This window comes from Lactobacillus sp. UMNPBX6 (assembly GCF_002553975.1).
In the GTDB taxonomy this organism is placed as follows: Bacteria; Bacillota; Bacilli; order Lactobacillales; family Lactobacillaceae; genus Lactobacillus; species Lactobacillus gallinarum.
In genome coordinates this window covers 17,807-33,477 of the sequence record NZ_PCZD01000016.1, presented here as the reverse complement: position 1 = coordinate 33,477, position 15,671 = coordinate 17,807, and the positions used below count along the sequence as shown (strand labels likewise).

Below are 15,671 nucleotides of genomic sequence, written 5' to 3'. Positions count from 1 at the left end.
AATGGACTTTTTTTAATATTTGAACGAAGTGTTCAATTTGATTTTACAATCCGCCTTTACTTAAAATATTTCTTTATTGATTTCATTTTTTATTGGTTCTCTCACTTCAAACGGGTAAACTATAAGGTAATAATACTGACAAAGGAGAAAAATATGAAATATAACCAATACGCTTATGTTGAAACTGATTTTCAACAACAAGTTAAAGAATTAATCGATATCAACTTCTTACCAAAAAATTATCAAGACTGGGACTTCAGTAGTCTTTTAGCCAAATTAGTTAAAAATGCGATCGCTGAAGCTAAAACCGACGCTGCTAAAAATGCCAAACTTGCTGAATTTGCAGTTTCCGATCACCAGACCTTGGCTGATTTTCTTAAAGAAAAGCCAACAGAAATCGGCACCGAACAATTCTATAATGTAGCTTTGCAACTCCTCGGCTACCACGTTCACTACGACTATGAATTTGCCGATTCAACTGGTTTTATGCAAAGAAACGCTTTGCCATTTATGCAAGACATTAGCGATAATCAAAAGTTAATTTCTGCTTTCTACCGCTTGCTCAATACTCGTGCTAAGAACGGACAAATCTTGCTTGATGTAATGGCAGGCAAGGGCTACTTCACTCAGTTCTGGGGTCAAAACAAGTTCAAATTCTTCAATGGCAAATCTATCCCTGTTTTTGACACAAACAAAGTCATCCGCGAAGTCGTTTATGTCGAAACTGATCTTGACACTGATCATGACGGTAAGAGCGATTTAATCCAAGTTACTGTTTTCCGTCCTACAGAAACCAATAAGGGATTAAAAGTACCCGCGCTTTACACCGCATCCCCATACTTTGGCGGAATCATTGCCAACGAAAAGCGTAACCACAATGTTGACGAAAATCTTTCTGATTCTACCACTTGGGATGACCCACAATACGTTCACTCACCAATCGTTAAGGCAGAAAAGCCAGATGGTTCAAGCCACCCAGCCACAGAAGAAGCAGTTCACAAGTCTTCTTACCCATTGAATGAATACATGTTAGCTCGTGGTTTTGCTAGCGTCTTTGCTGGTGCCATCGGTACGCGCGGCAGTGACGGTGTCCGCATCACCGGTGCACCTGAAGAAACTGAATCAGCTGCTGCAGTTATCGAATGGCTGCATGGCGATCGTATTGCCTACACTGACAGAACTAGAACTGTTCAAACTAAGGCTGACTGGTGCAACGGCAACATCGGGATGACTGGGCGTTCATACTTGGGTACTTTGCAAATCGCTATTGCAACTACTGGCGTCAAGGGTCTGAAGACTGTTGTTTCTGAAGCTGCTATTTCATCATGGTACGACTACTACCGTGAACACGGTTTGGTTATTGCTCCTGAGGCTTGCCAAGGTGAAGACCTCGACCTTTTGGCTGAAACTTGTCAATCTAACTTGTGGGATGCTGGTTCATACCTTAAGATCAAGCCTGAATACGACAAGATGCAAAAGGAATTACTTGAAAAAGAAGACCGTAAAACTGGTCAATATTCTGACTTCTGGGAAGCAAGAAACTACCGCCACCACGCTGATGGCATCAAATGTTCCTGGATCTCAGTTCATGGTTTAAACGACTGGAACGTTAAGCCAAAAAACGTCTACAAGATCTGGCAGCTAGTATCCAAGATGCCAATGAAGCATCATCTCTTCTTGCACCAAGGCCCTCACTACAACATGAACAATTTTGTCTCAATCGACTTCACAGATTTAATGAATCTTTGGTTTGTTCATGAGTTGCTCGGTCTTGAAAACAATGCCTACAATCAATGGCCAACAGTCATGATTCAAGATAACCTGCAAGCTGATAAGTGGCATGAAGAAAAAGACTGGAGCGATGAATTAGGTCAAGAAAAGATCTACTATCCAACAGATGACCATGAACTTTACCAAGATGGTAACGGCAAGGCAAAGATGAGCTTCACCGATGTTGGTGGCACTGAATTTAAGAAATCTGGCATCTCAGAAAGCGACTGGCAATACAAGTTTATCTGTGGCGATGAAAAATGGGCTAAACCAAGCCTACGTTTTGAAACAGATGAATTTATTCATCCTACTACGATCGTGGGTCGCCCAGAAGTCAAAGTAAGAGTCTCTGGTAGCCTTCCAAAGGGTGAAATTTCCGTTGCTTTAGTTGAACTTGGTGAAAGACAACGATTAACTGCTACTCCTAGGTTCTTAATGCGCGGCGGACAAGAATTAGGCTACCGTTTTGGTACTGATACCTTGCAAGAATTTGTTCCAGATAAAAAGACCAAGGCTAAGTTAATCACTAAGGCTCACATGAATTTACAAAACTTTAAGGATATGAAGAAACCTGAAGCAATCGATGCCGATAAGTTTTATGACTTAGACTTCTTGCTTCAACCTACCTACTACACTATCCCATCCGGTAGCAAACTTGCTTTGATTATTTATTCCACTGATCAGGGCATGACTAAGCGTCCACTTGAAGATGAGACCTACACCGTTGATTTAGCTAATACCGAGATTAAGTTTTACGAAAAATAATTAATAGTAAATAAAGAGACAGATATTCGTATTGGAATACCTGTCTTTTTTATTATTTAAATATTTTTTTATATTCTCCGTATCCAGCCTGATCAAGCTTATCATACGGAATAAATTTTAACGCAGCCGAATTAATGCAGTATCGCAATCCGCCTTTGTCAACTGGTCCATCAGTAAAGACATGGCCCAAATGTGAATCAGCTTCGGGGCTTTTCACTTCTGTTCGCTCCATTCCGTGAGATTGATCGCGATGATATGCCAATTTCTTAATCGGTTTAGTAAAGCTGGGCCAGCCGCACCCTGCATCATATTTATCTTCACTAGAAAAAAGTGGCTCACCGGACACCACATCAACGTAGATTCCTTTGTCATAAAAATTATCATATTTTCCTGTAAAAGGGTACTCGGTCGCAGCTTTTTGGGTAACGTTGTATTCTTCTTCGCTTAACTTTTTTAACGCTTCTTCTTTATTAAACATGTTCCGTTCCTCCTGGAAAGAAATTATCGATTTTCTTTTCATAGATATCGAAACGATATCTAGTCAAAAATTCATTAGCAGGATCATAGATTCTTACTTGCAGCATTTCATCTTTGCCATTCATATGTACTTCTTTATTTGGCATATCTAAAAATGGCTTAAAGGCGGCAATCACATTTTGATATGAACTATAAACATGGACGTTTTGTTCAATTACTTCACCATTTTTAGCATATCGCCGTGCACAGATTACATATACAACGTTGTCATTCATAGAAGAGGCTCCTAACTTTTACTTTTCTTGTTTCTTACTATTTTAATTCATTTGCTTACTAAGTAGATAAAAAAAGCAACAAATATCTAAATTAGATATCTGTTGCCAATTTGTTAAAATACTGAAGTTAAGACAGCACCAGCCACAATTAATACCAAACCAATTGCAGTATAGATGTAACCCTTCTTGGTTTTTTGTTCATGTAAGAAGATGATACCACCAAGAGTTGAAATAACCACGCAAAGTTGTGACATGACGAAAGCTAAGTTAACACCGTTCATCTTTACTGAAACGATATATGCAAGTGCAGCTACGGCATAAATCAAACCTGCAGGAATAACTTGGTAGCTTTCCTTTTCTTTAACAACGTCAATTTTCTTAGTTGCAAGTAAGTAAATCACAGTGGTGATCAACATACCAATGGTTTCACCGAAGAAAATCATGGTGTTATCACCCTTCAAAGCCTTAGGAATTGAGCTTGATGTGATGTAACCCAAAGTAGTCAAAACCAAAACGATCATAGTAGTTGTTTGGTTCTTCTTGCCACCTTCGGCAGTACCCTTATCAGTCAATGAAGTACATGCAACACCGATGATCAAGGCCAAAATACCTAAGAAACCAAAGATCTTAGATTGTGTACTTGCCCATTCGCCGAAGATTAATACTCCGACAAGTGGTACACCAATTAATTGCAAACCGGTTGAAATTGGCATTGTTTCAGAAACACCAACTTTAGAATAACTGTAATACTGTCCGACCTGACCAATTACCCAGGCAGCTCCAGCAAGCATTGCTAACATAAATGTAGTGCCATCAAAAGTTGGACGTTTAATGAGAGTCATTACAGCACCAAAGATAAATGCACCGAGCACAGTACCTAAAATTTGGTGGTAAATGTTACTCTTCTTGACCCCAGCAACGAACATCGGCATAAGTCCCCAGCCGATTGCTGGAATGAATAGAAATAAATAACTCATTATTTTTCTCCCCTATATTTGTAAAAAAGTCACAAGGAGCATTGTATCAATGAAAGCGGATACGTTGCAAACGAAAAACAAGTGCGAGTTAAAAAAGATGATCTTTCGATCATCTTTTTTACTTCTTATTTACCTTTAATCCAAACTCTTAGTCGCAAATGATATATTTTCTAGCGATTTAAGCAAGGCATCCGCAGTGTCCAAAGCTGTTAATAACGGAACGTTTTGTTGGATTGCCATTTGTCTAATAATGAAGCCATCTGAATTCTTTTCAATATCATGTCCCATCGTATTGATCACTAAATCAATTTGACCATCGCGTAATTCGTTCAGGATGTTATCGTCAGCATGCTCATCATCATGTACTTTCGTCACGAGTTCTACGTGCAAGTCGTTCTTTTTAAGGAAGTTGGCTGTACCCTTAGTTGCAAAGATTCTGTAACCAATTCGTGCAAAGCGCTTCGCAATTGGCAAAATCTTTTCTTTATCTCTATCTTCAATAGTAAGAAGAACATTGCCATTCTCAGGTAGTTGCATCTTAGCACCCGCAAATGCCTTGTATAATGCCTTGGCAAAAGTATGATCACTACCCATTACTTCACCAGTTGATTTCATTTCTGGTCCCAAGTATGAGTCAACATCAGCTAACTTACTAAAGCTGAAGACTGGTGCCTTAACTGAGATCATATCAGGTTCTGGTGCCAAGCCATCACTGTAGCCTTGTTCAGCCAAGGTTTCACCCATAATTACACGCGTAGCAACTTGAGCCATTTCAATACCAGTAATCTTACTCAAGAATGGAACAGTTCTACTTGCACGTGGGTTTACTTCGATTACATAAACTTCGCCGTCGCGCACGATGAACTGAATGTTCATGATACCGACACAGTTCAGAGTCAAAGCCAATTTTCTAGTTACGTCGGTAATCTTTTCCTTAACTTCTTCAGTGAAGGTTTGTGGTGGGTAAACTGCCATTGAGTCGCCTGAGTGAACACCAGCGTGTTCGATGTGTTCCATAATACCTGGTAAAAGCACATCCTTACCGTCACAGATCGCATCAACATCACATTCACGACCATCCAAGTAGTCATCGACCAAGATTGGGTGATCAGCAGCAATATCTACGTGGTCTTGCAAGTATTCTTCAAGTTCATCCTTGCTGTAGACAATTTCCATTGCCTTACCACCCAAGACATAACTTGGACGAACCAAAACTGGGTAGCCTAATTTTTCTGCAGCTTCGATAACGCCTTCGTGAGTAGTTGCAGTTAAACCCTTTGGTTGGTTAAGCTTCAAGTCCTTGATGATTTCATCGAACAATTCACGGTCTTCTGCTCGGTTAACGTCCTTAACCTTGGTACCCAAGATCTTAACGCCATGCTTTTCTAGACCAGCTGCCAAGTTGATTGAAGTTTGACCACCGAATTGAACGATTGTACCTACTGGCTTTTCCAAGTCACAGACGTTCAAAACATCTTCAAGAGTCAATGGTTCAAAGTAAAGCTTGTCAGAGACTGAGAAGTCAGTTGAAACAGTTTCAGGGTTTGAGTTAATAACAATAGCTTCATAACCCATCTTTTGTAAAGCCTTAACACAGTGAACAGTTGCGTAGTCAAATTCTACACCTTGACCGATTCTGATTGGGCCTGAACCAATTACGACAACTGATTTCTTACCTGACTTATGTGATTCGTTTTCTGCATCATAAGTTGAGTAGAAGTATGGGGTCTTTGATTCAAATTCTGCGGCACAGGTATCAACCATCTTGTAGACTGGGATGATGCCGTTAGCTTTTCTGAAGTTTCTTACATCATCTGCGGTTTCGCCCCACAAGTTGGCAATGGTTGGATCGCTAAAGCCGTATTTCTTAGCAAGGCGCAGTGTATCTACATCGTCTTTGTTTTCTTGCAAAGTCTTTTCCATTTCAACCATGTGCTTTACGATATCCAAGAAGTAGAAGTTAATCTTAGTTAATTCATGCACATCTTCCAATGTATAGCCACGTCTGAATGCTTCAGCTAAGTAGAATAAACGGTCGTCTTGTGCTTTTACTAGTTTTTGTTCAAGCTTATCATCACTAGCTACATGAGTTTCTTCAGAGTAAAGATCCTTTTCATCGATTTCAAGAGATCTAACAGCCTTTTGCATAGCTTCTTCTGCAGTTCTACCGATGGCCATAACTTCACCGGTAGCCTTCATTTGAGTACCTAAAACTCTGTCAGCCTTAGGGAACTTATCGAATGGCCAGCGAGGGATCTTGCAGACAACGTAATCAAGAGCTGGTTCAAATTCGGCATAAGTAGTACCAGTTACAGGATTCTTGATTTCGTCCAAAGTCATACCAACGGCAATCTTGGCAGCCATCTTAGCAATTGGATAACCAGTAGCCTTTGAAGCCAAGGCACTTGATCTAGAAACTCTTGGATTAACTTCGATAACGTCATAGTTAAAGCTGTTAGGATCAAGGGCAAGCTGTACGTTACATCCCCCTTCAATCTTAAGCGCACGAATCAAACGGAGTGAACAATCACGAAGCATTTGGTATTCCTTGTCTGACAAGGTTTGACTTGGTGAGAAGACAATTGAGTCACCGGTGTGAATACCAACTGGATCGAAGTTTTCCATACAGCAGACTATCATCGCATTGTCATCGTGGTCACGCATTACTTCAAATTCGATTTCCTTGTAACCAGCAATGGATTTTTCAATCAAACATTCAGTTACTGGTGAAAGTTCCAAACCGTTCTTTGCAATTTCAGCTAATTCTTCACGGTTGTGACAAATACCACCACCAGTACCACCCATTGTGAAGGCAGGACGTACAATGATTGGGTAGCCGATTTCGTCACCAAATGCCAAAGCATCTTTAACTGTATTAACAGTCTTTGATGGTGGCACAGGTTCGCCTAACTTCTTACATAATTCCTTGAACTTCTCACGGTCTTCAGCTTGTTCAATTGAATCAAGCTTAGTACCCAAAAGTTCAATGTGAAGTTCATCCAAGATACCAGTTTTTGCAAGAGCCAATGCCATATTTAAACCTACTTGACCACCCAAGGTTGGCAAAATAGCATCTGGGTATTCTTGACGAATGATTCTTGAAATTGATTCAACAGTCAAAGGTTCAATGTAGACTTTGTCAGCGATTGTCGTATCAGTCATGATAGTTGCTGGGTTGGAGTTAACCAAAACAACTTCGTAACCTTCTTCGCGAAGAGCCAAACAAGCCTGAGTACCAGAATAGTCGAATTCTGCGGCCTGACCAATAATAATTGGACCAGAACCAATCACCATAATCTTATGAATATCTTTTCTCTTAGGCATGACGCTCTTCTTCCTTTCTTTGGTCAATCATTGACATAAAGTCATCAAATAGTGAAACCTCATCGTGTGGTCCTGGAGTTGCATCTGGGTGGAACTGTACTGAAAATGCTGGATACTTTTTGTGGCGAAGACCTTCAACAGTACCGTCGTTTACTTCAACGTGAGTAATCATTAAGTTGTCTTTATCAACTGAGTCAGCATCTACAGCATAGCCGTGGTTTTGTGAAGTAAAGCCGATGTTGCCCGTAGCAATTTCACGAACTGGATGGTTGAAACCACGGTGACCGAACTTCATCTTGTAGGTATTAGCGCCGTTGGCTAAAGCAAAGACTTGGTGTCCCATACAGATACCCATCAATGGCACATATTTTTCTACTTCACGAACCATGTTTGTAGCACCATTTGCGGCCATTTCTTCTGGGTCACCAGGGCCGTTTGAAAGAAGAACACCATCTGGATGAAGGTTTAAGACTTCTTCAGCAGTTGCAGTATATGGCAAAACGATACAGTTACAGTCACGTTCGGCAAGTTCACGTAAAATACTATGCTTGATACCAAAGTCGATCACTACGATGTTGCGCTTTGAACCTGGAACCGGATATGGACTCTTAGTTGATACGCGGCTGATTATGCCTTGAGTTACATTTTCAGTTTGTAAAATCTTGGTGATCTTTTCTGCATCTTCCTTAGAATCTACAATCTTACCTCTTAAAGTACCGTGAACACGGAGCTTTTTAACTAAAGCACGTGTATCGATGCCTTGAATACCTGGGATATCCAAGTGCTCTAAGAATTTAGGCAAAGTAGTTTGCATTCTCCAGTTATCTGGGTGACGTGCTACTTGGTGGCAAATCACACCCTTGATCTTTGGTTCAAGTGATTCATAGTCGGCTAAGGTAATACCGTAGTTGCCGATCAATGGGTTAGTGAAAACCAAAATTTGGTCTGCATAACTTTGATCAGTAATTGCTTCTTGATAGCCGGTCATCCCTGTTGTGAATACAACTTCACCGGTTGTTTCACGATCGGCGCCAAAGCCTTCACCGGCATAAACACTGCCGTCTTCTAAAATTAAATAGCGCATTGACATTTACTCTGCTCCTTCCTGGTAGACAACTTTACCATCAACCATTGTCATCACAGTTGAGCCATAAACCTTATGACCAGTAAATGGAGTGTTAACTCCCTTAGACTTAAAGTCTGCTTCCTTGATTTCTTTTTCATGTTCCAAATCAAAGATTGCGATATCAGCTGGCTTGCCTGGTTCAAGAACGCCGGCGTCTTTAAGACCAAAGGTCTTAGCTGGTTTATCGCTAAGCCATGACAATAATTGTTCGAGAGTAAAGACCTTTTCGTTCTTTACAAACTTAGTATATAGCGTACTGAAAGCAGTTTCACTACCTGTGATACCAAAAGCCGCACCTTTCATTCCGCCTTGCTTTTCTTTCTTAGCATGGGGCGCATGGTCAGTAGCAATCAGATCAATTGTGCCATCAAGAAGTCCCACTAAAAGTGCTGCTTGATCTTCCTTAGTTCTTAGTGGTGGGTTCATCTTGAAGTAGCCGTTGTCTTTTGGAATATCGTCACCAGTTAAAAGAATGTGGTGAGGAGCAACTTCACAAGTAACATTGATTCCGCGAGCCTTTGCCATGCGGACAAGTTCAACGCTAGTCTTAGTTGAAACGTGGCAGATATGGTAGTGAACGCCAGTCTTTTGAGCCAAGAGCAAGTCACGAGCAATCTGCGTGGTTTCAGCAAGTTCAGTGACAGGTGGTAAGTTCAATCTTTCCGCAGTCTTACCTGCGTTAACGGTACCGTGATTAAAGAGTGAATCGTCTTGTGCGTGGGTCGCAACGATCAAGTTATTTTCCTTAGCTTTTTGCATAGCCAAGTACATGGTTTGAGCTGTTTGTACACCGTGGCCATCGTTACTCAAAGCAAAGGCACCAGCTTTTTTCAAGGCTACATAGTCAGGAATGACATCGGTTGTCTCATCATTGGTGATTGGACCATATTGGAAAATGTGAACTACGCCTTTTTCCTTGTTTTCCTCAACCATTTTCTCCATTAATTCTGGAGTGTTAGGCACAGGAGTTACGTTAGGCATAGCACCTACTGTGGTAAAGCCGCCGCGAGCAGCTGCTTCACTACCTGTTCTAATATCTTCCTTATATGTTTGACCAGGATCACGGTAGTGAACGTGGACATCAACTAAACCTGGGCTGACCAACTTGCCTTTGGTATCAATTACTTTATCGCCTGTTAAATCAGTACCGATTGCCTTGATTTTGTCATTTTCAATTAAAACGTCTGCTTTAACTAAGTGACCATTTTGATAAACGGTACCGTTCTTAATTACTGTTGTCATTATTCGAGACCTCCGAGCCTTCTTCCGCGTAATACTGCTTCAATCATGGCCATTCTCATAAATACACCATTTTGCATTTGACGGACAAACATGCACTTGTCGCTTTCTACCAAGTCACCGCTAAGTTCAACGTCGTGGTTGATTGGACCTGGATGCATGATGATTGTGTCAGGCTTTAATTCGTTGTAGCGTTTATGGTTGATGCCGTATTTTTCATGGTAAGCTTTAGCATCAAATTTCTTTTCATTAGGATCACCTGCGTGACGTTCATGTTGTACTCTTAAAAGCATCATGACATCCATGTCAGGGATTAATTTATCTAATTCTTCATACTTGCCGTATTTATCAAATTTTTTGTCGTACCAGTAGCTTGGACCTGAGAAGTAAACTTCTGCACCTAATCTAGTAAGAAGTTCCATGTTACTCTTAGCTACTCTTGAGTTAGTGATGTCGCCGACGATGGCTACCTTCAAGCCCTTAAAGTGGCCGAAGTGTTCGTGAATAGTCATCATGTCGAGCATACATTGACTTGGGTGTTGGCCGCTGCCATCACCTGCGTTGATCACACCGATGTTTAAGTGTTGGTGTTCTTTCAAGTTGATCAAATCGTTGTAGTATTCATTTTGTGAGTGGCGGATCACTTCAAGATCGACGCCCAAAGCGTTCATGATTAATGAAGTGTCGTATAAAGTTTCACCTTTGTTAACAGATGAGTGAGCTGGATCAAATGGGATAACTGTTAAGCCCAATTTTCTTTCAGCCATTTCAAAACTCGTATGCGTTCTGCTTGAGTCTTCGAAAAACATGTTGGTTACGTAAACCGGCTTAGTTAAGCGAGGTGTTGCGCCGCCCTTTTTGAAGTATTCAGCTCGTTTGATTAAAGCTTCAACTTCATCGACATGCAAATTTTCAACACTAACAAAATGTGGTAAACTGACAAGATTTAAATTTTCCATTTTCTATTCTTTCTATCAAAAAAGCCTGAAGCATTTAATTGCTCCAGGCTTCTTCTTCGCACTTTTGTATACGAAAAACTAAGCAACCCTTCTGGCCCTCTCTGGAGTCAATTAAATGGTTGAATTATTTACTTTTTCTATTTTTTATTTTGGCAAAGCCTTCAATTCAACTGAATCTTTGCCGTCCTTTTCAACTACATTAACAGCGACTTGTTCGTCGGCAGAAGTTGGAATGTTTTTACCAACAAAGTCGGCACGGATTGGCAATTCACGGTGACCACGGTCAACCAAAACTGCCACTCTGATCGAACTTGGTCGACCAACGTGCATCAAAGCATCCATCGCAGCTCTAATTGTTCTACCAGTGTAAATAACATCGTCGATCAAGACAACGTGCTTGTCATCGATGTTAACACCAACTTGATCAGAGTTAACAACTGGATCTTGCTTTAAGGATGCATCATGACGATCATCACGGTAAAGGGTGATGTCAAGTTGACCAACTGGAACATCAACACCTTCAAGTTTTTGAATTCTGTCATGGATGCGATTAGCCAAGTAAACGCCACGCGTCTTAATTCCAACTAATACTAGATCATCGGTACCCTTATTTTGTTCGATGATTTCGTAAGTAATACGCGTAAGCGCACGCTTCATTGCAAGTGCATCCCAAATTTCTTTTGCCAATTTAATAGCCTCCTAATTTTTGCCCATTAAAAAAGCTCCCATTCTTCTCTGAGACTAGGAGCTTTCTGTAAAGTCGAAACTTAATTTAAGCCTGCCTTGCTAGCCTCACGGGACTAATTTTAAAGGACATTCATTGCTTTAAAGTTACTGTAAATGACAGCGTTTGTCAAGGGATTAATTAAGTTTAACTTGTCCAACTAAATCATTGATATCATCGACGCCTAATTCTTCAAGTTCTGCAGATAAACTATCAGCGATATGCTTGGATGCGATGCTGTCGTGGAAGTGTGCAGTACCTACTGCTACGGCACTTGCACCGGCAAGCATGAATTTAACGACGTCTTCAGCTGAGCTAATTCCACCCATACCAATGATTGGTAAATCGACTGCTTGGTGAACCTGCGCAATCATGCGAAGAGCAACCGGTCTCACAGCTTCACCTGACAAACCGCCCATGTTGTAACCAAGGACTGGCTTTCTAGTTTTCACATCGATTTCCATGCCAAGCAAAGTGTTGATCATGGAAATACCATCTGCACCGCCCTTTTCGGCAGCTTTTGCGATAGTAACGACATCAGTTACGTTTGGCGTTAATTTGACGTAGATTGGAACGTTAACCACGTTTTTGATTTTTTTGGTTAATTCTTCAACTACGTCGGGATGCACACCAAAACTCATGCCGCCGCGATCAACGTTAGGGCAAGAAACGTTGATCTCTAGTGCGTTGACTAATCCTGAAACAGATAACTTCTTTGCAACTTCAACATAGTCATCTTCACTGTCGCCACCCACACTAGCCATAATTGGCAAGTCTGGATATTGCTTTCTAAGCGGTGTTAATTTTTCACTAATTACTGCGTCAACACCAGGATTAGTTAAACCAACTGAGTTAAGTACCCCATCGTCTAAAACAGCGATCTGAGGTTGCGGATTACCTGTTGTTGCGTGTGGCGTGGTTGTCTTAATTACCATTGCACCTAAGTCATTCAAATCGAACTTCTTAGCTGCTGGCACATCGCCAAAACCAAAGGTACCACTTGCTGGCATCACCGGGTTCTTCAAATTTAATCCTGGTAACTTTACGCGTGTATTTGTCATAATTTTCCTCCAAAAATGAATGCTCACGGACATTCGCTTATTTTTTAGAACAGATTGTACACGCCTTTTTTGATTTTTAAAAGTCTAAAATTTTATTTGTATTTTATTTTCGATGGTGTTAAACTTCGTTTTGATCAAACTTTAAACGGTACAGAGAGACCGCAAGTTCAAAATATTGACTTAAATTATCTGGGGAAAGTCTATACCTGGTGTCTCTCTGCGCCACGTATAGACTTTTTTGTGGAGGAAAAATGACTAGACCTGTTATCGTTGCCCTCGATTTGGACAATGAAGAAAAATTACACGAAATTTTGGCAAAACTCGGCAAACCGGAAAATGTTTTTATCAAAGTTGGCATGGAATTGTTCTATAATGCCGGCATTGATGTAGTTAAAAAATTAGCTGATCAAGGCTACAAGATCTTCTTAGACCTTAAGATGCATGATATTCCAAACACTGTTTATAACGGTGCTAAGGCTTTGGCAAAACTCGGCATCACCTTTACTACGGTGCACGCACTTGGCGGCAGTCAAATGATCAAGGCCGCTAAAGATGGTTTAATTGCAGGAACACCTGCTGGTCACAGCGTACCAGAACTTTTAGCCGTAACTGAATTGACTTCAATTTCAGACGAAGTTTTAGCTCACGAACAAAACTGTTCTTTACCAATGGATAAACAAGTACTCAGCCTTGCAAAGATGGCTAAAAATTCTGGTGCTGATGGTGTTATCTGCTCACCACTTGAAGTAAAAGAATTGCACGAAGCAATCGGTGATGACTTCCTGTACGTCACTCCTGGTATTCGTCCAAAGGGCAACGCCAAGGATGACCAATCAAGGGTCGCAACACCAGCCAATGCCAAGGAATGGGGTTCAAGCGCAATCGTCGTTGGCCGCCCTATCACTTTAGCCAGTGATCCAGAAGCTGCTTATGAAGCAATCAAGAAGGAGTTTAATTAAAATGCATAAAGATCAAATTATTTCTCAACTTATCCAAGAAAAAATCATCACTATCTCACCTGACAAACCATTTACCTATGCAAGTGGGATGCTTTCACCAATCTACACTGACTTGCGTTTGACTGTATCTTACCCAGAATTACGCGACATGATTGCCAGCGACTTAGCCAACTTGATTGCCAAGGAATTCCCTGAAGCAACCATTATCGGTGGTGTTGCAACTGCCGGCATCCCTCACGCAGCTTGGGTTGCTGACAAGCTTCATTTGCCAATGATCTACGTTCGTCCAAAGCCAAAGGATCACGGTAAGGGTCGTCAAATTGAAGGTCGTTTCTCAAAGGATGATAAGATTGTTTTAATCGACGACTTAATCACTACTGGTGGTTCAGTTTTGAACGCTGTTAAGGCAACTGAAAAAGACGGTGGCAACGTAATCGGCGTATCTTCAATCTTCACCTACTACTTGCCAGACGCAAAAGAAAACTTTGCCAAGAGCGGCGTTAAATATGCTCCACTTCTTTCTTACCCAGAACTTCTTAAGAGGGAAAATGAATCAGGCCATATCTCAAGCAAACAATACAATGTCTTGAAGACCTGGCACGAGGATCCATGGGCATGGGGCAAGAAATTTGAAAAGTAATAAATAATTACCTGTTGCTAACCAGACATCAATGAAATAACCGTTAAACAGCCAGAGAGTTATCCAGCGAGTAATCTCATGATTAAGCTTGCTAGGATTTTTACGCTTAAATTGAACGTAAAAATTTAAACCAATGACTAAGCATAAGAATACTAACTGAAAAATATTACCTGCAGTGTGTCCTCGCTTAGGAATCATTTCTAAAATTGTTACGATTAGTGCAAAAATCATTTGCACGTTAAAGATCTGTTGCCAGCGTTTGCGCGGCAAAATCACCTCATTCATATTTTCCCCTCCAATTCATGATTTTTAATTACGCCGACTGTAAAATTAAATTGAACACTTTGTAAAAAAATAAAAGCCCATCTGGGCCTGTTTGATAGAATGTTAATAACCACAAAAACTTCTATTGGAGGTCACAAATGGACTCTTTATATTCTACTATGAATCAGCGCATTAAAGGCAAACACTTATCATTCGAAGAGCGGGTTATTATCCAAACTCGTATCAAAGACGGCTTATTGCACGTGAACTTGGTTGTTCCCCGTCTACCATCAGATATGAAGTCAAACGCGGTACTGTTTCTCTTTATCATGGCAAACAGAGGCGGTACAAGGCTGATCACGGTCAAAGCGTTTATCGGGCTAATCGATACCATTGTGGCCGCAAATCAGACCTCTTGAAGAAATCTGATTTTATCGAATATGTTAACAAGCATTTCTCTGAAGACGACTGGTCGCTTGATGTATGTGCCAATCGCAGTTTGGCTATAGGAGAATTTTCTAGTAATCAAACGGTTTGTACTAGAACCCTGTATAACTATGTCGATCAAGGATTAATGGATATCAGAAACTGTGATTTGCCCGAAAAGTTAAAACGCAACACTAAAATTCATCGCATCCGCAAAAATAAGAGAAAGCTTGGCCGAAGCATTGAAGAACGTCCACAAGATATCAACGATCGAAAAGAGTTCGGCCATTGGGAATGCGATCTGGTTTTAGGACATAAGACTAGAGATGATCAAGTACTGCTGACTTTGTCTGAGCGAATGAGTCGCGAGTTTTTAATCTTGCGGATTCCCGATAAGACCGCTGCCAGTGTCATGCATGCTTTTAGAACGCTTCAAAAACAATACAGCGAGCACTGGAACGACATCTTCAATACATCATTAATATTGAAACCTGGTGCAATTTACTGCCGAGAAAGATCTTAGCATATCATACCCCAGATGAAATCTTTGAAAAGAAGTTGGACAAGTCGAGGAAGTTAAAAATGTTGACGTAGAATTCGTTTGGTACCCGGTCTGGTCACCTAATAAGATGAGCGACGCGGCTAAAAAATATTTCGGCATAAAATAAGGAGAACCAATTCAAAC

Annotated in this window: 13 protein-coding genes and 2 pseudogenes; 5 read left to right on the top strand and 10 right to left on the bottom strand. The window is 40.8% G+C overall.

Annotation, left to right across the window (positions count from 1 at the left end; all coding sequences use genetic code 11):
* Positions 1–153 precede the first annotated feature (153 nt).
* A complete protein-coding gene (locus tag CP357_RS04210; protein ID WP_098036616.1) occupies positions 154–2,535 on the top strand; it encodes a Xaa-Pro dipeptidyl-peptidase in 2,382 nt (793 codons plus the stop codon).
* A 52-nt stretch (positions 2,536–2,587) separates the two neighbouring features.
* On the opposite strand, the gene msrB is transcribed toward CP357_RS04210, so the two are convergent.
* The 9 genes from msrB to CP357_RS04165 all read right to left on the bottom strand — a co-directional run bounded on the left by msrB (position 2,588) and on the right by CP357_RS04165 (position 12,697).
* Positions 2,588–3,013: a peptide-methionine (R)-S-oxide reductase MsrB gene (msrB, locus tag CP357_RS04205; protein ID WP_098036615.1), complete on the bottom strand. Its 426-nt coding sequence runs from the start codon at positions 3,011–3,013 to the stop codon at positions 2,588–2,590.
* Positions 3,006–3,287 (bottom strand): hypothetical protein, encoded by a 282-nt coding sequence (locus CP357_RS04200; RefSeq protein ID WP_056945464.1) that lies wholly within the window; start codon positions 3,285–3,287, stop codon positions 3,006–3,008. Before CP357_RS04200 ends, msrB begins: the two co-directional genes overlap by 8 nt.
* 113 nt (positions 3,288–3,400) lie before the next feature.
* A complete protein-coding gene (locus CP357_RS04195) occupies positions 3,401–4,264 on the bottom strand; it encodes a GRP family sugar transporter (protein ID WP_087176578.1) in 864 nt (287 codons plus the stop codon).
* A 135-nt stretch (positions 4,265–4,399) separates the two neighbouring features.
* On the bottom strand, positions 4,400–7,588 hold the full coding sequence (carB, locus tag CP357_RS04190) for a carbamoyl-phosphate synthase large subunit (protein ID WP_098036614.1): 3,189 nt from the start codon (positions 7,586–7,588) through the stop codon (positions 4,400–4,402).
* Complete coding sequence (locus CP357_RS04185) at positions 7,581–8,672, bottom strand: carbamoyl phosphate synthase small subunit (RefSeq protein ID WP_087235473.1); 1,092 nt, start codon at positions 8,670–8,672, stop codon at positions 7,581–7,583. The genes carB and CP357_RS04185 overlap by 8 nt, the downstream gene beginning before the upstream one ends.
* 6 nt (positions 8,673–8,678) lie before the next feature.
* The gene (locus CP357_RS04180; protein ID WP_098036613.1) at positions 8,679–9,956 is read right to left on the bottom strand and encodes a dihydroorotase; all 1,278 of its coding nucleotides are present in this window, start codon (positions 9,954–9,956) and stop codon (positions 8,679–8,681) included.
* A complete protein-coding gene (locus tag CP357_RS04175; RefSeq protein WP_098036612.1) occupies positions 9,956–10,912 on the bottom strand; it encodes an aspartate carbamoyltransferase catalytic subunit in 957 nt (318 codons plus the stop codon). Before CP357_RS04175 ends, CP357_RS04180 begins: the two co-directional genes overlap by 1 nt.
* Before the next feature lie 144 nt (positions 10,913–11,056).
* Positions 11,057–11,599, bottom strand: coding sequence for a bifunctional pyr operon transcriptional regulator/uracil phosphoribosyltransferase PyrR (pyrR, locus tag CP357_RS04170; protein WP_025006322.1), 543 nt, complete (start codon positions 11,597–11,599; stop codon positions 11,057–11,059).
* A 174-nt stretch (positions 11,600–11,773) separates the two neighbouring features.
* On the bottom strand, positions 11,774–12,697 hold the full coding sequence (locus tag CP357_RS04165; RefSeq protein WP_098036611.1) for a dihydroorotate dehydrogenase: 924 nt from the start codon (positions 12,695–12,697) through the stop codon (positions 11,774–11,776).
* Between the two features lie 251 nt (positions 12,698–12,948).
* Here CP357_RS04165 and pyrF point away from each other — a divergent pair, with 251 nt between their 5' ends.
* Positions 12,949–13,656 (top strand): orotidine-5'-phosphate decarboxylase, encoded by a 708-nt coding sequence (gene pyrF, locus CP357_RS04160; protein ID WP_098036610.1) that lies wholly within the window; start codon positions 12,949–12,951, stop codon positions 13,654–13,656.
* Position 13,657: 1 nt separating this feature from the next.
* A complete protein-coding gene (gene pyrE / locus CP357_RS04155) occupies positions 13,658–14,296 on the top strand; it encodes an orotate phosphoribosyltransferase (RefSeq protein ID WP_098036609.1) in 639 nt (212 codons plus the stop codon).
* On the opposite strand, the gene CP357_RS04150 is transcribed toward pyrE, so the two are convergent.
* Positions 14,222–14,581: a hypothetical protein gene (locus tag CP357_RS04150; RefSeq protein ID WP_233187203.1), complete on the bottom strand. Its 360-nt coding sequence runs from the start codon at positions 14,579–14,581 to the stop codon at positions 14,222–14,224. The two genes, pyrE and CP357_RS04150, sit on opposite strands and share 75 nt — an antisense overlap.
* A gap of 137 nt (positions 14,582–14,718) precedes the next feature.
* On the opposite strand from CP357_RS04150, the pseudogene CP357_RS04140 reads away from it, so the two are divergent.
* Together CP357_RS04140 and CP357_RS10485 are read left to right on the top strand one after the other, a co-directional pair.
* A pseudogene (locus CP357_RS04140) lies at positions 14,719–15,580 on the top strand (IS30 family transposase).
* A pseudogene (locus CP357_RS10485) lies at positions 15,544–15,654 on the top strand (DNA methyltransferase); the annotation flags it as partial. The pseudogenes CP357_RS04140 and CP357_RS10485, both read left to right, overlap by 37 nt.
* Positions 15,655–15,671: the final 17 nt, after the last annotated feature.

Excerpts from the sequence above, each read along its gene's own strand:
- CP357_RS04210 (WP_098036616.1), top strand. The coding sequence starts at position 154 with ATGAAATATAACCAATACGCTTATGTTGAAACTGATTTTCAACAACAA.
- msrB (WP_098036615.1), bottom strand. The coding sequence starts at position 3,013 with ATGTTTAATAAAGAAGAAGCGTTAAAAAAGTTAAGCGAAGAAGAATAC.
- CP357_RS04200 (WP_056945464.1), bottom strand. The coding sequence starts at position 3,287 with ATGAATGACAACGTTGTATATGTAATCTGTGCACGGCGATATGCTAAA.
- CP357_RS04195 (WP_087176578.1), bottom strand. The coding sequence starts at position 4,264 with ATGAGTTATTTATTTCTATTCATTCCAGCAATCGGCTGGGGACTTATG.
- carB (WP_098036614.1), bottom strand. The coding sequence starts at position 7,588 with ATGCCTAAGAGAAAAGATATTCATAAGATTATGGTGATTGGTTCTGGT.
- CP357_RS04185 (WP_087235473.1), bottom strand. The coding sequence starts at position 8,672 with ATGCGCTATTTAATTTTAGAAGACGGCAGTGTTTATGCCGGTGAAGGC.
- CP357_RS04180 (WP_098036613.1), bottom strand. The coding sequence starts at position 9,956 with ATGACAACAGTAATTAAGAACGGTACCGTTTATCAAAATGGTCACTTA.
- CP357_RS04175 (WP_098036612.1), bottom strand. The coding sequence starts at position 10,912 with ATGGAAAATTTAAATCTTGTCAGTTTACCACATTTTGTTAGTGTTGAA.
- CP357_RS04165 (WP_098036611.1), bottom strand. The coding sequence starts at position 12,697 with ATGACAAATACACGCGTAAAGTTACCAGGATTAAATTTGAAGAACCCG.
- pyrF (WP_098036610.1), top strand. The coding sequence starts at position 12,949 with ATGACTAGACCTGTTATCGTTGCCCTCGATTTGGACAATGAAGAAAAA.
- pyrE (WP_098036609.1), top strand. The coding sequence starts at position 13,658 with ATGCATAAAGATCAAATTATTTCTCAACTTATCCAAGAAAAAATCATC.
- CP357_RS04150 (WP_233187203.1), bottom strand. The coding sequence starts at position 14,581 with ATGAATGAGGTGATTTTGCCGCGCAAACGCTGGCAACAGATCTTTAAC.